21 protein-coding genes are annotated in these 22,461 nt (G+C 68.4%); 11 read left to right on the forward strand and 10 right to left on the reverse strand.

The window, feature by feature from the left end:
• Nucleotides 1-20 precede the first annotated feature (20 nt).
• The 3 genes from VF106_RS00635 to VF106_RS00645 are packed head-to-tail and all read left to right on the forward strand — an operon-like array spanning nt 21 to nt 3,896.
• On the forward strand, nt 21-1,397 hold the full coding sequence (locus VF106_RS00635) for a M20/M25/M40 family metallo-hydrolase (protein WP_330837610.1): 1,377 nt from the start codon (nt 21-23) through the stop codon (nt 1,395-1,397).
• Complete coding sequence (locus VF106_RS00640; protein ID WP_330837522.1) at nt 1,394-3,067, forward strand: pyridoxal-dependent decarboxylase; 1,674 nt, start codon at nt 1,394-1,396, stop codon at nt 3,065-3,067. Before VF106_RS00635 ends, VF106_RS00640 begins: the two co-directional genes overlap by 4 nt.
• A gap of 22 nt (nt 3,068-3,089) precedes the next feature.
• Nucleotides 3,090-3,896 carry a hypothetical protein gene (locus tag VF106_RS00645; protein ID WP_330837523.1) on the forward strand — a complete coding sequence of 269 codons (807 nt, stop codon included), beginning with the start codon at nt 3,090-3,092 and terminating at the stop codon, nt 3,894-3,896.
• A gap of 143 nt (nt 3,897-4,039) precedes the next feature.
• Here the strand turns inward: VF106_RS00645 and VF106_RS00650 are convergent, their stop codons facing one another.
• On the reverse strand, nt 4,040-6,796 hold the full coding sequence (locus VF106_RS00650; RefSeq protein WP_330837524.1) for a sensor domain-containing protein: 2,757 nt from the start codon (nt 6,794-6,796) through the stop codon (nt 4,040-4,042).
• A 108-nt stretch (nt 6,797-6,904) separates the two neighbouring features.
• Here VF106_RS00650 and VF106_RS00655 point away from each other — a divergent pair, with 108 nt between their 5' ends.
• A complete protein-coding gene (locus VF106_RS00655; RefSeq protein WP_330837525.1) occupies nt 6,905-7,438 on the forward strand; it encodes a DUF6431 domain-containing protein in 534 nt (177 codons plus the stop codon).
• Between the two features lie 42 nt (nt 7,439-7,480).
• Complete coding sequence (locus VF106_RS00660) at nt 7,481-8,641, forward strand: beta-ketoacyl synthase N-terminal-like domain-containing protein (RefSeq protein ID WP_330837526.1); 1,161 nt, start codon at nt 7,481-7,483, stop codon at nt 8,639-8,641.
• Nucleotides 8,642-8,703: 62 nt separating this feature from the next.
• Here the strand turns inward: VF106_RS00660 and VF106_RS00665 are convergent, their stop codons facing one another.
• Entirely contained in the window at nt 8,704-9,525 is an 822-nt protein-coding gene (locus VF106_RS00665) for a sigma-70 family RNA polymerase sigma factor (RefSeq protein WP_330837527.1), read from the reverse strand.
• Between the two features lie 392 nt (nt 9,526-9,917).
• Here VF106_RS00665 and VF106_RS00670 point away from each other — a divergent pair, with 392 nt between their 5' ends.
• From VF106_RS00670 to VF106_RS00690, 5 genes are all read left to right on the forward strand, one after another.
• Nucleotides 9,918-10,502, forward strand: a complete 585-nt coding sequence (locus tag VF106_RS00670) for a hypothetical protein (protein WP_330837528.1) — start codon at nt 9,918-9,920, stop codon at nt 10,500-10,502.
• A gap of 69 nt (nt 10,503-10,571) precedes the next feature.
• The gene (locus VF106_RS00675; RefSeq protein WP_330837529.1) at nt 10,572-11,726 is read left to right on the forward strand and encodes a Vgb family protein; all 1,155 of its coding nucleotides are present in this window, start codon (nt 10,572-10,574) and stop codon (nt 11,724-11,726) included.
• A gap of 46 nt (nt 11,727-11,772) precedes the next feature.
• Entirely contained in the window at nt 11,773-12,327 is a 555-nt protein-coding gene (locus VF106_RS00680) for a signal peptidase I (protein WP_330837530.1), read from the forward strand.
• A gap of 1 nt (nt 12,328) precedes the next feature.
• Nucleotides 12,329-12,967: a choice-of-anchor J domain-containing protein gene (locus tag VF106_RS00685; RefSeq protein WP_330837531.1), complete on the forward strand. Its 639-nt coding sequence runs from the start codon at nt 12,329-12,331 to the stop codon at nt 12,965-12,967.
• 22 nt (nt 12,968-12,989) lie between these two features.
• Complete coding sequence (locus VF106_RS00690; RefSeq protein ID WP_330837532.1) at nt 12,990-13,778, forward strand: prepilin peptidase; 789 nt, start codon at nt 12,990-12,992, stop codon at nt 13,776-13,778.
• Here VF106_RS00690 and VF106_RS00695 read toward each other — a convergent pair.
• The 8 genes from VF106_RS00695 to VF106_RS00730 all read right to left on the reverse strand — a co-directional run bounded on the left by VF106_RS00695 (nt 13,775) and on the right by VF106_RS00730 (nt 21,435).
• Nucleotides 13,775-15,346: a hypothetical protein gene (locus VF106_RS00695; protein WP_330837533.1), complete on the reverse strand. Its 1,572-nt coding sequence runs from the start codon at nt 15,344-15,346 to the stop codon at nt 13,775-13,777. The two genes, VF106_RS00690 and VF106_RS00695, sit on opposite strands and share 4 nt — an antisense overlap.
• On the reverse strand, nt 15,343-15,975 hold the full coding sequence (locus VF106_RS00700; protein WP_330837534.1) for a prepilin-type N-terminal cleavage/methylation domain-containing protein: 633 nt from the start codon (nt 15,973-15,975) through the stop codon (nt 15,343-15,345). The genes VF106_RS00695 and VF106_RS00700 overlap by 4 nt, the downstream gene beginning before the upstream one ends.
• A 6-nt stretch (nt 15,976-15,981) precedes the next feature.
• Nucleotides 15,982-16,371 carry a type IV pilus modification PilV family protein gene (locus VF106_RS00705; RefSeq protein ID WP_330837535.1) on the reverse strand — a complete coding sequence of 130 codons (390 nt, stop codon included), beginning with the start codon at nt 16,369-16,371 and terminating at the stop codon, nt 15,982-15,984.
• Nucleotides 16,368-17,465 (reverse strand): type II secretion system F family protein, encoded by a 1,098-nt coding sequence (locus VF106_RS00710; RefSeq protein WP_330837536.1) that lies wholly within the window; start codon nt 17,463-17,465, stop codon nt 16,368-16,370. Before VF106_RS00710 ends, VF106_RS00705 begins: the two co-directional genes overlap by 4 nt.
• A 1-nt stretch (nt 17,466) precedes the next feature.
• Entirely contained in the window at nt 17,467-19,101 is a 1,635-nt protein-coding gene (locus tag VF106_RS00715; RefSeq protein WP_330837537.1) for a GspE/PulE family protein, read from the reverse strand.
• Nucleotides 19,098-20,186, reverse strand: coding sequence for a type IV pilus twitching motility protein PilT (locus VF106_RS00720; RefSeq protein WP_330837538.1), 1,089 nt, complete (start codon nt 20,184-20,186; stop codon nt 19,098-19,100). Before VF106_RS00720 ends, VF106_RS00715 begins: the two co-directional genes overlap by 4 nt.
• A gap of 71 nt (nt 20,187-20,257) precedes the next feature.
• Complete coding sequence (locus VF106_RS00725; protein ID WP_330837539.1) at nt 20,258-20,611, reverse strand: competence type IV pilus major pilin ComGC; 354 nt, start codon at nt 20,609-20,611, stop codon at nt 20,258-20,260.
• A 44-nt stretch (nt 20,612-20,655) separates the two neighbouring features.
• Complete coding sequence (locus tag VF106_RS00730) at nt 20,656-21,435, reverse strand: CpaE/TadZ family protein (protein ID WP_330837540.1); 780 nt, start codon at nt 21,433-21,435, stop codon at nt 20,656-20,658.
• A 314-nt stretch (nt 21,436-21,749) separates the two neighbouring features.
• Between VF106_RS00730 and VF106_RS00735 the strand changes: the two genes are divergently transcribed.
• Nucleotides 21,750-22,406: a response regulator transcription factor gene (locus tag VF106_RS00735; RefSeq protein WP_330837541.1), complete on the forward strand. Its 657-nt coding sequence runs from the start codon at nt 21,750-21,752 to the stop codon at nt 22,404-22,406.
• Nucleotides 22,407-22,461: the final 55 nt, after the last annotated feature.

The raw sequence follows: 22,461 nt of genomic DNA on the forward strand, positions 1-22,461 counted from the left end.
CGGCTGCCCCCGGCAATGGGATGCGCGAAGAAGTCCATAGGCTGATGCCGGGTCTCTGGCGGACACTCGCCGATCTGGTTGGTTTCTGGTCGGTCAGCGCCAACAGCGGCTCACCGATGCGGCAGACCGCGGAGAAGGTGGCCGGGCTGTTCCGGCACGCCGGGATCGCCGACGTCGGCGTGACGCGGATCCAGCACGAGTCGAGGACGTCCGCGCCGCTGGTCTACGCACACGCCTCCGGCCCCAAGGGCGCCCCGACCGTCCTGCTGTACGCGCACTACGACGTGCAGCCCGCGGACGCGTCGAAGTGGACGATCGGCCATCCCTTCGCCGCCAAGGAAGTCCAGGACGGAAACGACGTCCGGCTCTACGGCCGGGGCGCGGCCGACGACAAGTCCGGCATCGTCATGCACCTCGGCGCGATCAGGGCGATGCTGGCCACACGGCAGCCGCTGCCCGTCACCATCAAGATCGTGATCGAGGGCGAGGAGGAGACCGGGGACAGCGTGCTGGACGCCTACCTCGCGGACAACCCGGGTGACGCCCGGTTCCACGCCGACGTTGTCGTGGTCGCGGACACCGGGAACGTGCGGCTCGGCGCACCGACGCTGACCACCACCCTGCGCGGGATCGTCGTGGTGGACGTCGAGCTCCGCACCCTCGACCACGAGGTGCACAGCGGGATGTACGGCGGTCCGGCCCCGGACGCCTTCATGGCGCTGGCCCACATGCTGTCCACTTTGCACGATCCGGAAACCGGTGCGGTCGCGGTGTCGGGGCTCACCGAACACAGCCACACCTGGCCGCCGATCTCCGAGCACGTGTTCCGCACCGACGCGGGTGTCGTGCCCGGTGTCCCGCTGGTCGGCACGGGCACGATCGAGGGACGCCTGTACGGCAAGCCTTCGATCAACGTCGTTGGCCTGTCCGGACCACCGGGCATGGACAAGCCGACCAACGTGCTGTGCCCGTCGGTGACCGCGCGGCTGTCGGTGCGCCTCGCGCCCGACCAGAAGCCGTCGGAGGCCTACGAGGAGCTGTGCCGCCACCTGACGGAGGCCGTCCCGTGGGGGCTGACCCCGAAGATCACCAGGGTCGGTGAGGGCGGGGGCTTCGTGGCGGGCTCCGGGCGGTACCGCGAGGTGATCGAGTGGGCGCTCCGGTCGGCGTACCAGATGTCCACTGTGGAGCAGCTGGGGCAGGGTGGGTCCATCCCGCTGGTCAACGCCTTCCGTGCGGCCAACCCGCTGGCCGACGTCGTCCTGTGGGGTTGCGAGGAGCCCAGGTCGAACATCCACGGCAACGACGAGAGCGTGAGCCGGTCCGAACTGGAGCACATGACGCTGGCGGAGGCCAACCTCCTCCACGCGGTCGCTCGGAAGGAGACGACACCGTGACACTGGCCGACTATCGCAAACCGCTCGGCACGACCAACGGCGAGAGGGTGGTCCCGCCAACCGACAAGGACTTCGAGCTGAGCCCTGGTGGCCTGGACGACGGCAGGCGCAAGGCCGCGCTGGACAAGCTGGCGACCTACCTCGACGAGCGGAAGCGATTCTTCCTCGGGTACCAGACGAACCAGGAGCTGGGCAACCGCAAGGACGTGTCGAGGTTCCTCGACTACAACGTCAACAACGTCGGCGACCCGTTCGCCGACTCGCACTTCACGATGCACACCCGCCCGGCGGAACGGGCGGTGTTGGACTACTACGCGAAGTTGTGGCACGCCCACCCGAGGACGATCGACCGGAAGACCGGCACGTTGGCGCGGGACGCCTACTGGGGGTACGTGCTGACCATGGGTTCCTCCGAGGGCAACACCTACGGTCTGTGGAACGCCAGGGACTACCTGTCGGGCAAGACCCTCATGCGTGAGCCGCGCACCGACCATCACGCCCAGTACGTCTGGGTCCAGGACACCGCGCCGCCCGAGAACCTGAACGCGTACTCGCCGGTGTGCTTCTACTCGGCGGACACGCACTACTCGGTGGCCAAGGCGATACGGGTACTGGACATCCCGAGCTTCTACGAGCTCGGCACCAAGCGCTACCCGCTCGCGAACCCGCTCGCGCCGGGCAAGCCGTGGAGCCACGAGGTACCGTCCGATGAGGACGGTCGCATCAACGTCGACGCCCTGAAGAAGCTCGTGGCGTTCTTCGCCGGCATGGGTCACCCGATCCTGGTGAACCTCAACTACGGCAGCACGTTCAAGGGCGCCTACGACGACGTCGAGACGATCTGCGCCGAGCTGCGCAAGATCTTCCGGAAGTACCGCCTGGACCGCCGCGAGGTCCGCTACGGCCGCGACGCCGACGGCAACGAGCTGGTCGACGTGCGCACCGGCTACTGGATCCACGTCGACGGCGCACTCGGCGCCACGTACGGGCCGTTCCTGGAGAAGGCGATCGAGGCGAAGCGGATCTCCGACGGCGACGCCCGGCTGCCGAAGTTCGACTTCCGCATCCCGGAGGTCTGCTCCATCGTGACGAGCGGCCACAAGTATCCCGGCGCGTCATGGCCGTGCGGTGTCTTCATGACCAAGGCGAAGCTGCAGATGCTGCCACCGGAACAGCCCGCATACATCGGCTCGCCCGACACCACCTTCGGTGGCTCGCGTAACGCGTTCTCGCCGCTGATCATGTGGGACTTCCTCGCCAGGCACTCCGAGCAGGTCCAGATCGACATGATCGTGAAGGCGGCGGACCTCGCGGACTACGCCGTGCGCGAGCTGCGCAGGCTCGGGGCGAACTGGGCGGCGGCCCGCTCACCGCTGGCACTGAGCGTGTGGTTCCGGCAGCCTCCGGCCGACATCGTGGCGAAGTACTCGCTGTCGACGGTGCCCATGCCGAACGAGAAGGGGAAGGTCGACCTCTTCGCGCACCTGTACGTGATGCCGCACGTCACCAAGGAGATGATCAACCATCTGGTGGCGGACCTGAAGGACGTCCGGCCGGCGAAGGCCGAGCACGTCGTGGACGGCACCGACGTGCTGGCCTACGCCGACGGGTTCGCACACGACGACGTGGCCCGGCTCGGGCTGGTCCGCACGTGGGGGCACGGCTTCTAGCGCTCGAGGAAAGGAGCGAGGAGTGGGTAACTTCACGGGCGGGCGTCCCGGCGCCGTCGAGGAACCCGACCAGCACGGGTTCGTCCTGCTGGGCGAGCAGGTCATCTTCGGCGCGCATCTGGCGATGTTCCATGTGCCCGCGCACCAGTACCAGGTCGTCATCCGGATGACGCTCGGCACGGACGCCAAGGGCGCCGACGCCAGGCAGAAGTTCCTCGACGCACGGCGGGTCAACCCCACGACGCCGTTCATCGTGGTGAACCCGGAGGACAGGAGGATGGTGCTGGCCGAGCTGCTCCGCGAGCGCCGCTTCCCGGCCGAGATCTGGACGTTGCCGGGCAACGACTTCAGCAGGAAGCGGACCCTCGCCACCGGGCTCACCGTGACGATCGACCAGGTCGTGTACGCAAGGCGGTTCGTGGCCGCCGACCCGTACCCGGCCCGGCCGAGGTACCTGGTCTTCGGTCAGGGCGGAACCGCGCATCTCGTGCACTGCATGACGAAGGATCCCGACTACCAGCTCATCGCCGATCTCGCCGAGTTGCCGACCGGTCTGCCGGTCAAGGAGTTGGCGGCCGGTCTGCTGGTCGACCTCGGCAGGATCGGCGACGATCACTGCCCGACCGGTGACCCGCTGGCGCCCTACCGAGGGCGGGACGTCACGGCGGTCGAGATCGTCGACATCGAGAGCGGGATGCCACCGCAGGACGCCCGTCGGCTGACGTTGCGGATCGGCGCCACCCGGTGGTTCGACGTGAAGTACCTGAACATGCCGGGCGAGAACGAAGCCGACTCGTTCTCCGGGTACCTGGCATCGGCGGCGGTCTGATCTCAAGAGGACCGCAGGGCGGCCGCGACCCCGCACACTTGGTCGCGGCCGCCCCATCCCCGTCCCCTTTCACCGCGCTTCCCGGACTGGGGCAGTGCCGGGAAACCCGGCCGGACGGCCCTAGAGAAGATCCCGGTCTCGGGTCATGACACCTCCTGTCGGAACTGAGCGTTGACCTCAATCAGGGCTTCCAGTGGACCCGGCCGACCCAGCAGGTAACCCTGCACGTGGTCACAGCCGAGACGGCGCAGGACGGACAGCTGGCCTTCGGTCTCGACCCCTTCCGCGACGACGGTGAGGTCGACGGCGTGGGCCATGGCGATGATGCTGGTGACGATCGTCTCCGCGTCGCGGGACTCGCCAAGAGCGGTCACGAACGAGCGGTCGATCTTGAGCTGGTCCAGCGGGAGCTTGCGGAGCTGTGCCAGTGAGGAGTACCCGGTGCCGAAGTCGTCGATCGCCAGCCGCACACCGAGATCGCGCAGGCGGCTCAACGTCTGCGCGGCGAGCGTGGGGTCGTGCATGAGCGCGTTCTCGGTGATCTCCAGGCACAGGGCGTCCGACGGCAGCCCGGTGCGCATCAGCACCTGTCGCACCGCCGGCACGAGCTCGGGGTCGTCCAGCTGACGTGGCGACAGGTTCACCGCGAGCTCGATCGGCATGCCGTCGGCGTGCAGCCCGGCGATGGCCAGCGCCGCCACCGACAGCACCTGCGCCCCGAGCGCGTTGATGAGCGCGGACTCCTCCGCCAGCTGGATGAACTCCACGGGTGACACCGGGCCGTGCACCGGGTGGGTCCACCGCGACAGTGCCTCCGCGGACGCGACCGCACCGGTCTTCAGGTCGATGATCGGCTGGTAGACGACCGAGAGCAGGTCGTCGCGCACCGCGTCCCGCAGGTCCTCGCCGAGCTGGTGGTGCCGTTGCATCCGCTCCCGCAGGTCGACGTCGAAGAACGCGAACCGTCCCGGCCCTCGGGTCTTCGCCTCGTACATGGCCACGTCGGCGTCCCGCAGCGCGTCCTCGCCGCTGCGCGTGTCCTCAGGGCCGGCCAGCACGATGCCGATGCTGACGTCGACGTGCAGGTGCCGGCCGTTGAGCACGACCGGCTGTGCCACGACATCGCGGATCTTCTCGGCGAGCGCGGCCGCTTTCCTCGGCTGGTCCATGTCCTCGGCGATGACCACGAACTCGTCCCCGCCGAGCCGGCCGACGAGGTCCTCGGCGCGAACGCACCGCCGGAGCCGTTCGCCGATGACGACCAGGACCTGGTCGCCGACCGCGTGGCCGAGTGAGTCGTTGATCAGCTTGAACTTGTCCAGGTCGAGGAACAGCACGCACCGCGTCCCTCGGCGCCGCACCGGGGCGTTCAGCCGCTGCACCACGAGGGTGCGGTTGACGAGTCCGGTCAGGCCGTCGTGCGTCGCCTGGTGTTCGAGGCGGGCCGCGATCGCCCGGCTCTCGGTGATGTCGGTGAACGAGATGACGACCGCGGCGGGCAGGCTGCTCTCGACGGTGAGCGGGCGGCAGGAGATGGACAGCCAGACGCTGCGCCCGTCGGACCGGCGCAACCGCACGACCCAGCCGTTGCGTGGCACACCGGTCCTGCTGGTCTTCACGAACGCGTAGTGCTCCTCGGGGATCCGCGCGTTGTTCTCGTCGTACAGCTGGCCCGCCGTGCTCAACGAGCCGATCATGTCCTCCTCGCGCACGCCCAGGATGCGTTGCGCCGCAGGGTTGGCCGACTCGACCAGCCCGTCGCGGCCCACGACGACCACGCCCTCCTCCAGGGAGGCGACGACCGTGGAGAAGTACTGTTCCGCCCGCCGCCGCGCGGTCTCGTCGGCGCACACGAGGACGTACCCGGAGTCCATCTCGGCCGCCGACACGCGGATCGTCAGCGGCGAGCCGTCCGCCTTGCGGTGCACGGCCTGTGCCACACCACCCGATCGGATGATGGCGCGCGGGTCGAGCGGCGCGCCGACGAGGTCCTGGACGGGCTGCCCCTCGGCGTCGGCCGCGGCGTGGCCGTACACCGTCTGTGCCGCCGGGTTCCAGCTCGTGACGAGGCCGTCCTCGGTGGTGCCGATGATCGCGTCGCTGACGTGGGACACCAGGGCCGCCTGGTAGTGCAGGGCCGCCTCCGCCGCCTTCTGGGCGGTCACGTCCCGCATGATCACCTGGAAGGCCGGTCGTCCCTCCCACGTCGTGCGCACGGACACGGCCTCGACGTCGACGGTGGTGCCGTCGAAGCGCAGGATCTTGGCCTCCGCCGGCTCGGACGCGGCGCCGTGGTCGGAGAGCTCCTTGATGCGGCGCATCATCTCGGGAATCGACTCGGGGTGCACGAGCGACGTGATCGGGCGCCCGACGATCTCGTCGGGGCCGTGGGCGCCGACGAACCGGACGCCTGCCGCGTTGGTGTACTTCACCATCCCGGCCTCGTGCACGCAGATCGCGTCGGGGGACAGCTCCACCAGCAGCCGGTACCGGTCGGCGAGGTCCGCCAGCGCCTGCCGGTCCTCCTGGCGGGCCGTGACGTCCATGGCGACTCCGGTCAGCACCGTGTCGGCCGACAGCCGGGCCCGCAGCTGGAGCCACTTCTGGCCGCCGCCCGGTGTCTCGTAGTTCTGCTCCAGCTCGAAGTCCTGCCAGCCCGCTCCCGTGTGCGCCGCGACGAGCAGCGGGCGGACGAGCTCCGCCATCACGGTGTGGACCTCGCTCTCCCCGGTGAGCTCCAGCAGGTTGTCGAGTCCGGAGTGGCTGATCAGCCGGTCCGCCACCACGTCGAACGACCACATGGCGGCCGAGCCGACGGACAGCGCGAGGTCGACCACGAGCTCGTAGTCCGGCTTCGCGGCTGTGTCCGACTCGTCGATGCGGCGTACGACAGCGTTCACACCGTGCTCCCTGCCCGAGGTCTGTTCGCGTCTACATCCCGAACATCGGCGTTTCGGCCGTTGTTCTGAGGAAATCTCAGGACAATTCGCCCTCAGGAGGGAGCGTCCATGCGGGTGGTGGGTGGGACGGGACCGGAGCTGGAACGTGCTCTGCTTGCGGGGCGGCTCAGGTGCCCCGGGTGCCGGGACGCGTTACGGCCATGGGGGCGGGCACGTCGTCGGGTGGTGCGGATACCGGGGGCATCGGATGCCACCGTGCAGCCACGCCGGGCCCGGTGCTCGGGTTGCGGCACGACGCACGTGCTGCTGCCCGACTGGATGGTTGCCCGGCGGGCGTATGCTGCCCCGGTCATCTGGGATGTGCTCGTCGCGCACGCCAACGGTCAGGGCTACCGCGTGATCGCGTTACGGCGTGGCCTGCCGGAGTCGACCGTCCGCGACTGGCTCCGTAACTTTCGGGCCGCGTCGTCCGAACTCACCCGTACGGCCGTCATCACGCTGGAACGGCAGGCCTCCGCCACGCCGGCGTGGCGGCTCGCGATCCACTTCACGGACGGCCGTCTCCTCGCCAACACGAACCCACCCCACCTCGCCGACCTTGTGCCCTCAGGTCCGATTCCGCGACTCCGCAGTGACGAGTGAGCCCTGGTGAACGGCCGGGGACGTCCGGGAAGGGAGCGGTCAATGACTGCTCAGGGAATCGATATCTGTGGCATCGGTGTCGTCAGTGGTTACGGCTGGGGACGCGACGCGCTGTGGCGCGGGGTGCTCGGTGGCAAGCCGGCGGCCGAGCTGGTCGACGGGTACGGGCCGAACATGGACGAGCTGGCGTGGGTGTCGCTCGTGCCGGACGGCGGTGATCCGAAGGACGGACCAAGCCGGTTCGCCAGGGCGATGCGCGCGGCGGCCAGGGAGGCCATCACGGACGCCGGCGCGCGAGGTTGGCGCCCCGGCCGGCGCGTCGGCCTGCTGCACGCGGTCGTGCTGGGTGAGGTCGACCTGTGGCGCGACTTCTACACCCTGCGTGACGGGCATGTGCCGGTGCGGGACTTCCTCGCGATGATGCCGTCGACGCCGATGTCGACGTTCATGAAGGAGTACGACTTCCACGGGCCGGCGATGAACGTTTCGGCGATGTGCGCGTCCGGCAACGCCGGGCTGATCACCGCGAAGGCCTGGCTGGACGCGGGGGTGGTCGACGACGTGGTGTTCGTGGCAACGGACCTGTCGGCGACGCCGGAGAACGTCCTGCACTTCACCCGATTGGGGGTGGCGATCGTGGACTCGGAGCCGTTGGACGCGTGCCGGCCGTTCCAGGAAGGCAGCCGGGGCTTCACCATCGGCGAGGCGTCCGTCGCGTTCGTACTGTCCCAACAGGCGACCCGCCCGTACACGACGGTCCTCGGCGGGGCGATGTCCCATGACGCCCACCACGTCACGTCGATCGACCCGGCGCTGACACAGGTCATGGGGTGCTTCCGGGACGCGCTCGACAACGCGGGCATGAACGCCGCGTCGGTGCGGTACCTGAACGCGCACGGACCAGGGACCCGGCAGTGCGACACCGCGGAGGCCGCGGTCGTGGAGACGTTGTTCCGGCCCGAGACGCAGATGTACTCGGTCAAGCCGCTGACCGCGCACTGCCAGGGCGCGGCCTCGGCGATCGAGACCGCGGTGACGGCGATGAGTCACGACACCGGTGTCATCCCGGCGTCCCCGGTCGTCGCGGCGGCCCACCCGCAGCTGCTCGACGGCCCGACCCGCGCCGAGGACGGCATCACGGTCAAGTCATCGCTGGGCATGGGCGGCCACAACTCGGTGGTCGTGCTGGCCCCATCGTCGTGAGAGCCCGTGCGGGGCGGCCAGCCACGAGACCAGCCGCCCGGCACGAGGCCCTCGCGGTTCCATCAGGCCGCGGAGTGGGCCGGGCCGGCGACCACGAGCCGGCTCCGCACGTCACTGCTGGCCACAATGGCGTCGAAGTAGTCCTGGCGGCGGCGGGCGGCACAGCCCTGACGACGCCGGGACACCTGCTCGGGCGCCAGGTGGGAGTTGAGACCGTCGCGCAGCAACCCCAGTGCCTCGGTTCGCATCTGGGACACGCGGGACTCGGAGACCCCGAGCTCCGCGGCGGTCTCGGCCACCGGCCGCTCCTCGAAGAAGCACTCGGTGATGACCCTGCGCAGGCGGTCCGGCAGCGCGGCGACGGCGTCGTGCAGGTAGCCGACCAGCTCGCGGCGCAGCGTCACCTCCTCCGGGCTCTGCACCGCCCCGGCGACAGCGGGGTCGGCGGTCGTGTCCATGACGGCCTGCAGGCTCAGCACCGTCGCCCGGTGCACCGCGTCGTCGGATGCGCTGACCTCCTCGGCGGCCAACCCGAGCGCGTCGGCGAGTTCCGCCGTCGTTGGCGTCCGGCCGAGGTTGGTGACCAGCTCCTCCTTGGCGGCCTCGAGCTCCCTGGCTCTGCGCCGCACCCCGCGGCTGGCCCAGTCGAGGCTGCGCAGGTGATCCAGCAGCGCACCGCGTACGCGCGGCCGTGCGACCCTGGCGAACGGCACGCCGTCTACGTTCGTGAAGCGCCTGGCGCAGGCGGCCAGGGCCACGAAGCCGGTCGAGAGCAGTTCGTCGCGTTCGACGTGCGCCGGCGTCCTGCGTAGCAGTGCCCGAACTTCCTGCTCCACGATCTGCAGGTTCTCCAGTACCAGTGCTTTCACGTCAACTGTGCTCATAGGACTCTCCCGTTCGGATCCTCTTTTCGGGTACCCACGTTGGACCTCGACGGGTGCACCTCGGTGGCTGGACGGGTGTAGAACCGTTGCAAGTGGACAAAGAGTTCTCAGATCCCTCGATCGTGGGATGACCGAAGGTGTGCGCGACGGGCGAATCTCCTTCCTTCGCTGCCAACAAGTACCCCGGCGGGTAGACCTGCCGGTGACATCCGGTGGCCGATCGTCCGATGTGGACCCGATCCGGTAGGTCACCTTCCGGTCCGGTGGTCTCCGACGCTCTAATGGGCCCGACCGCGGAGATTCACACGGTGCACGGTGACCGATTCCGCCGCGGAACGGTCCAGGCGAAGACGTCGGCGGGTGTGGCCACACGTTTTCGATTGGAGAACCACATGCGAAAATCCTGGATAGTCCTCACCGGACAGGTACTGCCCGTTGTCGCCGGCTTCGTGCTCAGCGGCGGACTGGTCTGGCAAGCTTCCCACTCGGCGTTCACGGCCACCACGTCAAACACGGGTAACAGCGTCGGGGCCGCCACGCTGAACCTGACCAACGACAGCACCGGGCCGCTGTTCGCGATCACGAACGCGGTACCGGGTACCACCGGCAGCCGCTGTATCCAGATCAGCTCGACGAGCCCGGTCGCCAGCGCGGTCAAGCTGTACACCGCCGCGGGCACGGCTCCGGCCAACAACATCAGCGCGTACGTCGGCATCAGGATCGAGCGGGGCAGCGGCGGCACGTACGACAGCTGCACGAACTTCACGCCGGCGGCGGAGGTCTTCGACAACACGCTCGCCAACCTCATCACCCGCACGAACTACGACAACGGGATCGGCCCGTGGGCGCTGTCCGGGACGACGACGACCGAGACGATGTCCTTCCGGGTCACCTGGACCTTCGCGACCAACGCCCCGGACACCACGCAGGGCGGGTCGACGCCAACGGTGACGCTCACGTGGGAAGCCCAGAGCTAGCACCAGATTTGTTCACGCACCGGAACCAGACGGACCTCCGGTCACCCTCTCCTGAATGAGGAAGGTGTCATGTCGCACCGCTTTTCCCGATGTTCGAGAACGCTCGCGAGATCACTGGCGGTCGTGCTCCTGACCGGCGTGATGAGCGCCCCCGTCGTCGCGACCGGAAACGCCTTGGCGAGCGTCGAGTCCCGGGTGGTCGCCAACGGGCCCGTCGAGTCGCCGCCGAAGAAGCTCTGCAAGCTGGTGAAGGCGATCCGCAAGAAGCTGAAGTGCCCCAAGTACCGGCCTCCGCAGCGGCCGACGACCGCATCGGACGAGCGCACCGCCTCGGGCCTGCGTACCTCGATCATCGAGTACGACACGCCGACGACGAACGAGGGACCGGCCGGGATGGTCCTGGGTCCGGACGACAACATCTGGGTCGCCATGGCCTACGCGAACACCATCGCGAAGGTCACCTCATCGGGTGACTTCACCGAGTACACGGTGCCCACGTCCGGCGTTGAGCCGGCGAAGGTGACCGTCGGCCCGGACGACGCCATCTGGTTCACCGAGGGACTCGGCAACCAGATCGGGCGGCTCACTCTCGCCGGCGTGTTCAGCGAGTGGGCGGTCCCGAGCACGGGTGCCTACCCGTGGGGCATCACCCCTGGACCGGACGGCAACATGTGGTTCACCGAGCCGGAGACCAACAAGATCGGGAAGATCTCCCCGATCGGCAGTATCACCGAGTACTCGCTGCCGACGGACGGCTCCTACCCGATCAACATCGTCGCGGGACCGGATGACAACCTCTGGTACACCGCCGCGTACACCGGCGTCATCGGGATGATCACCACGGACGGTGACGTCATCGAGTACGAGGTCCCGTGGGAGAACTCGTGCCCGGTCGGGATCACCGTCGGGCCGGACGGCAACATCTGGTTCGCCGACAACTACGGCTTCGTCGGCAAGGTCGATCCCGCCGACGGTGACATGACCCTCTACCTGTTGCCGGGCAACACGCCGTACCCGTGGGCGATCACCCCCGGCGCGAACGACGACCTGTGGTACACGGACCCGGTGAACGACACGATCGGTCACATCACCACCGGCGGGTCGGCCAACTTCTACACACTGCCCAACCAGTTCTCCGGTCCACACGGGATCGCCGTCGACGCCGACGGTGACCCGTGGTTCAGCGAGAACCTGCTGAGCAAGGTCGGCACCCTGATTCCGTGACGGCGCTCGCCGTCGCCGAGCTCGCTTCCGTAGAGAGGTGATCAGAATGAAGCTGCCGTCGGCGCGGACTGTGAAACGGTGGTCCGCGCTGGCGGCGGTCGTGGGGGCACGTGCCGTCGTGAGCTGCCTGATCGGCCTGCTGCTGTGGGCGATCGTCCCGGCGCTTCTCGGGTGGACCAACGCGGTCGTGCACAGCGGGTCGATGGCGCCCGCCCTCCGCCAGGGCGACGTGGTCAGCTTCGCGAAGGCCGACCAGGCGCGGGTCGGCGACGTGATCCTGGCCAAGGACCCGGCCGCGCCGGAACGACTGCTCAGCCACCGCGTGAGCGGCATACTGGCCGACGGCTCACTGATCACCCGGGGCGACGCCAACGACCACCCCGACTCGACCCCGGTGCCCTCCCGGAACTACCTCGGCACGGCACGGCTGCGCATCCCGTGGGTGGGTCTGCCGGTGATGTGGTGGCAGGAGCACCGGTACGTCCCGATCGCGTTCACGGTCTCCGTCACCGCTCTGCTCGTCGTCGTGGCCGTGCCGAAGACACGAACGGTCGAACAACCGGCGCAAGTCGAACAACCGACGTCGATGAGCCGAAGCTGACATGGGCCCAACCGTGACCGACCCGGGCACCCGGGTCCCGCTCGCCGTCCGCCGCTTGCTCGTCGTGGTCGCGCTCGTGGCCACCGCCACCCTGGGCTGGCGGGAGACACACGCGGTCTTCTCCGACACCACCACGAACACCGGCAACAGCATCACGGTCGTCAACTGCACCGCCCAGATCCTCGGCAATCCCGGCTTCGAAACCGGCACTCCGGCGCCATGGGCGGCCACCTACGCCGACGAGATCACCAACTCCGGACCGCCCCCACGCACCGGCTCGTTCAACGCCGTGCTCGACCTCGACAACAACACCGACAAGAGGAAGAGCCTCACCCAGACCGTCAGCATTCCCAGCTTCTGCGCGACGGCGACGTTCTCGTTCTGGCTCCGCATACAGACCTCCCCCGCGCCGGGCGTGAGCAACATGCACATCCGAGTACTCAACTCCACCGGCGCCACGGTGCTCGCGACGCTCCAGACCTTCCCGCACACGACCACGGCCACCTACCAGCAGTACACCTACAACCTCACCGCCTACCGAGGCCAGACGATCATGGTGAGGTTCGAGGCCATCGGCACCGGAACGCGGCGAACCATCTACATCATCGACGACACATCGCTCACCCTGACCGCGTCGTGAGCTTTTCGGGAGGTGTTCGCCGATGGCCGCGTTGCTCGTCGGTGCCGGAGTGTTGGGACTGGTCGTCGGCTCGTTCCTCAACGTGGTCGTCCACCGGGTGCCCCTGGGTCAGTCGGTCGTGAGCCCGCCGTCGGCCTGCCCGTCCTGCGGTTCACGCATCCGCACCCGGCACAACGTCCCCGTCGCGGGCTGGCTCGTGCTGCGTGGCCGGTGCGCGGACTGCGACACACCGATCAGCGCCCGCTACCCACTCGTCGAGCTGGCCACCGGCCTGCTGTTCGCCGCGGTGGCATGGCGGATCATCGACCTGCACCTGGCCGCCGCCCTACCGGCGTACCTGTACTTCACCGCGATCGGTGTCGCCCTGACCCTCATCGACCTCGACACCCGCCGCCTACCGAACGCGATCGTCCTTCCGTCCTACCCGGTGCTGGCGGTCCTACTGGGAGTGTCGGCCGCCCTGCGTGAGGACTGGTGGTCACTCGCCCGCGCCGGCCTCGGCGCCGCGGCGCTGTTCACGTTCTTCCTCCTGGTCGTGCTGGCCCACCCGGCCGGCATGGGCTGGGGCGACGTGAAACTCGCCGGCCTGCTCGGCGCCGTGCTGGCCCACATCTCATGGGCCACCTTCGCCGTCGGCGCGTTCGCCGGCTTCGTCCTCGGCGCCGCCGTCGGCATCGCCGTGATGGCCGCGCGGCAGGGCGGCCGCAAGACCGCCCTGCCGTTCGGCCCTTTCATGATCGCCGGCGCACTGCTGGGACTGTTCGCCGGCGACCCGATCGGCGCCTTCTACCTGGAGTACCTCACCGGTTAGCGGTCGCTGCTCCAGCTGAGCACGGTCACGTTGTCCGGCTCGTCCGGGAACACCCGCACCTTGGCCCGTAGCCGTACCGGTGCCGACGTACTGCAGGTGGCCGCACCGGGGCACACGCGCACCTTCAGGTACATCAGGTTCGGCTCGGGGAACGGTGCCGGCGCGTTGTCCGGCACGTCGATCACCGGGTTGATCAGCGAGCCCGTGCTACCGGTGGAGTGCAGCTGCAGCCCTCGGGTCACCAGACCCCAACGGAACACCTGGATGGTGTTGTTGTTCAGGTACAGGTCGATCATCGAGCGTGGTGTGTAGGTCGTGCCCTGGATGGTCAACCTCGGGTTGGGGTCGCTGTAGGACTGGATCACCGCGCACGCACCCGTGCTGGGGTATGGCGTGGTGACGACACAGCCGGTCTGCGCCGGCACCGCCATCGCGCCGGCCCCGATTCCCGTCTTCAGGCCGTAGATCGCGATCGGTGGGCCGGACGGGCTGTTCGACGCGCAGATCTCGATGTTGGAGTAGTTCGAGCCGTTCTTGGTGTAGTCCATCCGGCTGTCGCCGCCGAAGACGAACTGGACTCCGCTCGTCTCGGTCGCCGCCGCCGTGCCCGGCGCGACGCAGGAGCCGGGCATGGCCGGCGGCGGCGTGGTCTTGAGCGTCGACGTCGCCGTGCCGGCGACCAGGTACCCACCGCTGACCGTCCACTTGTGAGTGCCCGGTGCCACGTCCTGGAAGTTGAAGTAGTACCGGCCGGGGTTGAAGTGGAACACACTGTCCGAACAGGACGCGCTGTTGGTGAGCGCGTTGAGGAGTGCGGCACTGGTGTAGAGCCCGGGTTGGAGCTCGTAGACCGTCTTGCCGGTGCAGACCGGCGGGACCGCGACGGCGGTGGGTGCCGGCGGTGCGTCGAACGAGGCGCCGTGCGCGGCGACCGTGCCGGGATCCTTGCCACGCCGGTCGTAGACGGACTGCGGGTAGTTCTTGTAGTTGCAGACGGCGGCCGGCGTGCTGATGATCTTCGACGTGCCGCTGCTGGTGCAGGCGCCCATGGCGTAGACGTAGCTGTTGGACGCGGTGTTCTCCAGATCTGACTTGTTCCCGTTCAGGAAGATCGTGGAGTTGGAGAATACGCCGCCCCTGACCTTGACGGACTGGTTGTTGCTGCTGTCGACGACCAGGCCGTGCTCGCCGCCCTCACCCTTGCCCAGCGTGAGGATGGCGCTGCCCGGAGAGCTGTTCGCGCCACCGCCCTCCGTGTCGCCCGTGATCTCCTCGCATTCCACGGTCGCGGACGCCGCCGGCGCGCTGCCGACCGCGGGGTAGAACGTGCTGGGGAGATTGGTCACCGCGGCGCACGAGTCCGTCTTCCGGATAGTGTCGATGACGACCTTCGCCGCGGCGTCGGCCGCGTAGGCATCGGTGGCCTGGTCACGGAGCCCGACAGTGGTGCGCACGCTGGTGTCGGACATCGACATCAGCGCAGACAGGCCGAGCGCGAGCACGGTCACCAGCACCAGCACGATGACCATCGTCGCGCCGCTGTCGTCGCGGAACGCGAGTCGCTTCATGATTGCCTCCGCTCACCGATCAAGGTGATGGGGTAGGGATCGGCCGACCCGAGGTCGAGCGTGAACGTGAGCTTCACCTGCCGGGGAGGCGGCGCGGATTCGCACGTAGGCGTCGCAGGCGTGTAGTCGAACGTACACGTGACGGTGGGTTCGATGGTCGGGTCGAGGTTGCGCGCGACGACCACATCGGACACCTGGACCGAGTTGACGCACTTGATCCGGTGCAACTGTGTCGTGTTGGTCCTGACGTACGCGACGACGTGGATGCTCACCGCGTCAGGTGCGTCCCAGTTGTCCGACATCAGCCGCACTTCCTGCGTGACCCCCGCGGGGCCACACGTCTGCGCGCCCGCGTCGTAGGCCGCGTCGCTCCAGACAGAGGAGAAATGCATGCCATCGGTGGCATCCAGGTCGCCGCGCACCCCGATCGCGGCCACGTCCTGAGCGAAGTAGCTTCCGGCGATCTGGGCGTCCTGTGACAGGGCGAGCCGGTCCTCGGTCTCCTGCTGGTTGTGCAGGATGCCGATCACGGCGTTGGAGAGCGGCACGGTGATCACCGCGAGGATGACGATCGAGATCAGCAGCTCGACGAGCGTGAACCCGTCGTCACGACGAATCCGGTCCAACATGGCGGTTCACCCGACCTTCCGCACCACGAGCGCGACGCTCTCGGAGGCTCGACCGTCCGAACTGGACACCGTGACCTTCAGCCGACGCAGATCGCCCATCAGATCGCAGCCGGTCACCTGCCCGTCGTAGCCCGGCGGTGCCGGCGCCGCCGGGTAGACATCAGAGCCATCGCACTTGGGGAACGCGCCAGCACTGACCCACTTCTCGATGATCTCGGCGTAGTTGCGCGCCTCCGCGCCGGCCGTCGCCTGCTTGCGGTGCATGTCCGAGACGTGGATGCTCACCACCAGACCGCCGACGATCGCCACGAGGGCGACGCCCATGATCACGACGGCGATGAGCAGTTCCAGCAGGGTCTCGCCTCGGTCGCCCCTCGCCTCCTTCAGTGTCCTCATGAGATGTTCACCTGGCTGAAGATGCCGTACATCGCCGACACCAGCGCCACCGCGACGAACCCGACGACCAGACCCATCACGACGATCACGATCGGCTCGAACAACGCGGTCAGCTTCTTGAGCTTGTAGTCCAGCTCTCCCTCGTAGTAGTGCGCGGTGACCGCCAGCTGGTCGTCGAGCGTGCCGGTCTCCTCGCCGACGCGGATCATCCTGGCCGCGGTCGACGGGAACAGCTCGGTGGCCGCCAGCGGGCGGGCGAGCCCCTCACCCTCCATGAGCGCCTCACCGACACCCCCCAGTGCTCGCACGAACACGAGGTTGCGCAACGACTCGCTCGCCACGCGCAACGCCTCCGGCAACGCGACACCAGCACTGACCATAGAGGACAGGATCCGGCTGAACCGCTCGGTGAGCGCGTACTGGATGGTGTTGCCAAGCACCGGGACCTTGAGGACGAACTTGTCGCGCGCCAGCCGTCCGCCCTGGGTGCGCAGGGCCACCACGATGGCGAGCACCAGAGCGACCACGCCCGCGGCCAGCGCCCACCACCACTGGGTGAGGAAGTCGGTGGCGGCCAGCAACATACGGGTCGGCAGTGGCAGCTCGGCGTCCAGGCTCTCGAAGAACACCTTGAACCGCGGCAGCACGAAGCTCGCCAGCACCGCCACGGTGACCATCGACATGACCGCGATGACCGCGGGGTAGATGGTCGCCTGCTTGATCTTCCTGCGCGCTTCGAGGTCACGCTCGAGGTAGGCGGCGAGCTGCTCCAGCACCTCGTCGAGCTTGCCCGTGAGTTCCGCGGATCGCAGGATTCCCCGGTAGAACTCGGGGAAGATCTTCGGGTGCCGGTCGAGGCAGTCGGACAGCTTCTCTCCGGACCGCAGACCTTCCTCCACCTGCACCATCATCTTGCGCACCGCGGAGTTGCGTGCCTCCTCACCGAGCGTGTGGATCGCGTCGATCAGCGGAAGGCCGGCCCGGATGAAGGCCCCGAGTTGGCGGGACAGGTGCATGACCTCCTCGCGCTTCACCCGAGGTGAGGTCAGCTCCTTCTTCAGGAAGCCGGTCTTCTCGACGGCGTTCGTGGTCATCTCAAGCTCCCACCACATAGACGGAACGCAGGACTTCGGAAACCGTGGTGACGCCGGCCCGCGCCAGCCGGACGCCCTCCTCCTGGAGGGTCGTCATGCCCTCGTAGCGGGCGAGCTTGCGGATCTCGTCGTGCGACGCGCGTTCGAGGATCAGTTCGCGAACGCCCTCGGAAACCGTCATCATCTCGTAGACCCCGATGCGCTCGAGGAAACCGGTGTGCGCGCAGAAGTTGCACCCGGCGCCGCGCACGAAGCCATCGGGCGGTCCCTGCTCGCCGACCGTCGCCAGGAAGGCCAGCTCCTCCGCCTTCGGCTGATAGTTCTCGAGGCAGTGTGTGCAGATTCGGCGCACGAGCCGCTGGGACAGCACGGCCGTGACCGACGAGGACACGAGGAACGGCTCGATGCCCATGTCCAGCAGGCGGTGTAGCGCCGAGGCCGCGTCCGTCGCGTGCAGAGAGGACAGTACGAAGTGTCCGGTCAACGCGGACTGGACGGCGATCCGCGCGGTCTCCACGTCCCGGATCTCACCGACGAGGATGACGTCCGGGTCCTGCCGCAGGATCGACTTCAGACCGCCGGCGAACGTGATCCCGGCCTGGTCGTTGATCTGGATCTGGTTGATCAGCGGGAACGTGTACTCGACCGGGTCCTCGATGGTCATGATGTTGCGCTCCGGGCTGTTGAGCTCACCCAGCGAGCCGTAGAGCGTGGTGGTCTTGCCGCTACCGGTGGGGCCGGCGCAGATCACCATGCCGTACGGTGAGCGCAGCCGCTCGCTGTAGCGTTCGGTCATCTCCGGCGGCATGCCGAGCTGCTCCAGGCGGAACAGCGGGCGGCTCTTGTCCAGCAGCCGCATGACTACCTTCTCGCCACCCACCACCGCGGTGGTGGACACGCGGATGTTGACCTCGCGGCCCTCGACGGACATACCGATCTGGCCGTCCTGCGGCCGCCGCCGCTCGACGATGTTCATGTCGCCCATGATCTTGATACGGCTGGTGATCGCCGGGCCCATCGAGCCGGGCAGGTCGAGCACGTCGTGCAGGGCGCCGTCGATGCGGTAGCGCACGCGCACCCGGTCCTCCTGTGGCTCGAGGTGGATGTCCGATGCCCGGTCTCGCAGCGCCTGCGTGATCACCATGTGGACGACCCGCACGACGGGAGCGTCCTCGCTCGCGTCGCTCTGCTCGACCCGCGCGGCGCCGCGGCGGGGCGCCTCGTGGGCCTCGAACATCTCGACCTGCGTGCTCACCCCGGTCAGCGCCCGGTAGTGCAACCCGATGGCGGTGCGGATGTTCGACCGGACCGCGACCTTCGCGTGCACCGGCTGGCCGAGTGCTTCGCGTAGCTTGGCGACGACCTCGGGGCTCGGGTCGGCGGCGGCCACCAGGACACCGTCGTCCGACAGCGCGACGGGGATCGCGGTGAGCTCGCGGGCGATCGCCTCCGGCAGGCGCTCGATGGCCGCCGGTGCCGGGTCGACCTCGCCGAGATCGACGAGTTCCAGCCCGTAGCGAGCGGCCAGTTCCTGTGCCTGCTCGCGTTCGGCCACCGGGTCGACCCGCTCGACCGGCTCGAGCTCGACCGGCGCCGCGGCGGCCGGCGATGCCGGTGTGCGGGATTTGCGCCTCATGCCGTCACCGCCATCCTCGGCCGCGCCTCGACGTCGCGGGGGTAGAGGCTGCGGGCCACGGCGTCCTCATAGGACACGATCCCGGCCTGCACGAGCGCGGAAAGAGAGTGCTCCAGGGTGAGCATGCCCTCGCGCTGGCCGGTCACCAGCGAGTTGCGGAGCTGGTGGGTCTTGCCCTCCTTGATCAGGTTACGGACGGCGGAGTTCGCCACCAGCACCTCGTGCGCGGCGATCATGCCGCCGGTGGTCCTCGGGAGCAGCCGCTGGTAGACCACACCGGTCAGCGCGGCCGCCAGCTGAACGCGCACCTGGCTCTGCTGATCGCCGGGGAAGACGTCGATGATGCGAGCGAGGGACTGCGCGGTGTCGTTGGTGTGCAAGGTCGCGAAGACCAGGTGGCCCGTCTCGGCGATGGTGAGCGCGAAGCGGATCGACTCCAGGTCACGCATCTCACCGACCAGCAGGACGTCGGGGTCCTCACGGAGCACGCTGCGCAGCGCGTCGTGGAACGAGGCGGTGTCGGTGCCGACCTCGCGCTGGTTCACCGCGGCCTTCTTGTGGTCGTGCATGTACTCGATCGGGTCCTCGATGGTGATGATGTGACAGGCCCGCTCCTCGTTGATCTTGTTGATGACCGAGGCGAGCGTGGTGGACTTGCCGGAACCCGTCGGGCCGGTGACGAGCACCAGACCCTGGTGCTGCCGGGCGAAGTCGTTGATGATCGGCGGCAGCCCGAGCTGGTCCATGGTGGGAATCTCACGGGGGATCATCCGCAGCGCGACCGAGGTCGCACCGCGCACGGTGAACGCGTTGCCGCGAATCCGCGCGTTGTCCCGCCAGGAGAAGGAGAAGTCGTACTCACGAGCCGCGCGCCACCGGCTGAGCTGCTCCTCGTTGAGGATCTGGGCGAGCAACGACTCGGTGTCGTCACCGGTGAGTGCGGGCTGGCCGGGAACCGAGGCCAGCTCGCCGTGGACGCGGATCCTGGGTGGGATGCCGGTGGAGAGCAGCAGGTCGGTGCCACCGGCCTGCCACAGCGCGTCGAGCAGCGCGTCGATACGGCTGCCGGCAGCGGGACCGTGCATGACAAACCTCCGGAATGGGTGGAAGGAAAGGGAAAGGGGGAGGGCCGCCGGAGTGGCGGCCCTCCCGAGGATCAGCCGGTGTAGCCCGCGCAGACGCCCAGACCGGTGGCGGTGTACGACTTGCCACCCGCGGCGACGACGTAGTTGACATCGGTGGGCGCGGAGTGCAGGAAGCCTCCGGTCACCATCGCGGCCAGGTCCGCCGGGTACTGGTTGTTGGCCGACTTGGCGTAGAAGGACTCGGCGGCGACGTTCACGGTCTTGACGTTCGCCCTGCAGGCCGACACCTCGCCCTTGTCGTTGATGCCGTTCACGGCGAAGACCACGATGCCGGCCAGCACGCCGAGGATGACGATGACGATCAGGAGCTCGATCAGGGTGAAGCCGCCCTCGTTCTTGCGGGCGTCACGAATGGTCTTGTACATGGGTGAGTTTCCTTTACTTGATAAGGGTTTTCTTCTTTTTCAAGTCACGCCTGTGGGTCGCGACTGAATCTGGGGGCGGCGATGTGCGCCGCGATGAAGCGCCGCAGCGCCTCGGTGTACTGGTGGTCCGGCCGCAGGGCGGCGAGCGGGACACCGATGTTGACGGCGGCCGTGACCTCCCACGCGAACGGGAGCTCGGCGGCGACCTGGTGCTTGAGGACCTCTTCGATGTCGCTGGTCTCCAGGCCGATGCGTGAGTCACACCGGTTGAGCACGACGTGTCGGGGGATGCGGTCGTAGGGCAGCATGTCGAGCATGTCGAGCGTGCGGCGCATGCTCGACAGGGCCGGTCGGTCGGGTGCGGTCAGCAGGACGTGCTGGTGCGCGTGGTCGAGCGCGGCCAGTGTGTGGACCGTGACGTGCGCCGACGTGTCCACCACGACGTGGTCGTAGAGCCACGAGAGCTTGGTGAGCAGCTTGCCGATCAGCGCGACCGGCACCTGCTCGGCCTCACCCGGCTCCGTGGGCGCCAGCACACAGTCGAACCCGGCGGACGTCGTGGTCAGTACTGTGTGGACGTTGCTCTGGTGCAGGCTCCCGGTCAGCGGGATCCCGTCGGCGAGTGTCCTTTGTGGCTCGATGTCGAGCATGTTGGCCACGTCGCCGAACGCGAGGTCCAGGTCGACCAGACAGACTGACCGGACTCCACCCGCGCCGAGCAGGGCCGCGAGGTTGGTGGCGAGCGTCGTCTTGCCGCAGCCGCTCTTGGCGGCGAGTACGGTGGTGACCCGTCCGGGTGGGCCGATCCTTCGAGCGACGCTCATCTGGCACCTCCTCGTCTTGCTGGGCGGCTCGGGTGGAGCCGGCGACAACCGAGACTGCGGACCGGTGAGCCGCTGCTTGAGAGGGCGATCGGTCAGTTCGGGACGACGTGCGGACGAGCAGGTGACATCCGCTGTCCGCCTCCCGACCACGCCTGTCGGCCGATTACCCGACGTGATTGCAAAGGTCCCCAGATGGGTGACGAAGTACGTCTTTTGGTTCAAGAACCGGCGCTGAGACCCGTTACTGATGACAAGGCGTAACCAGTAGACGGTTCAAGCATCGCGCCCGGCAGGCCCCCGAAAGGACGTTGACCATGACGATCCGCATTCTGGTCGTAGATGGCCACACGCTCACTCGCTACGGGCTCGCCAGCCTGGTCGAGCAGCACCCCGACCTGGAGATCGTCGGTGAGACCGGTTCGGCGGCGGAGGTCGCCAAGCTGGTCGCGCTGACCAAGCCGGACGTGGTGACCATCGACGTCGCGCTACCGGACGGCGACGGCCTCCAGTTGGCGAGGGCCCTGCGCGACCGCCACCGCGACCTGGGCATCGTCGTGCTGACCTCGCTCGGCGAGGACGACGTGCTGTTCCGCGCGCTGGACACGGGCGTGTCCGCGTTCGTCGCCAAGACCGCCCCGACCGACGAGGTACTGGGCGCGATCCGCCACGGCGCGGTCGCCGCCACCTCGTTCACCGCCACCGGCCTGATGGACGCCCTGGCCCGCCGGCGCGAGACGGACAACCGCTTCGCGCTCAGCCCACGCGAGCACGAGGTACTGCTCCGCCTGCGCGACGGCCTTTCGGTCCCCGAGATCGCCAGGGCGATGTTCGTCAGCCAGTCGACCGCCAAGACCTACGTCGCCAGGCTGTACGACAAGCTCGGCGCCTCCAGCCGCGCGCAGGCGCTGATGACCGCGCTCCGCCAGGGCCTCATCGAGCTCGCGGCAGAGGACGTCAAACCGGTCGCGTAGTGTCCATTCGAGACGTAACGGTCGCGGATGGACGGTCGACGAACCAGGTGTCCGG

The sequence above is a fragment of the Actinophytocola sp. genome (assembly GCF_036378875.1).
Classification (GTDB): Bacteria; Actinomycetota; Actinomycetes; order Mycobacteriales; family Pseudonocardiaceae; genus Actinophytocola.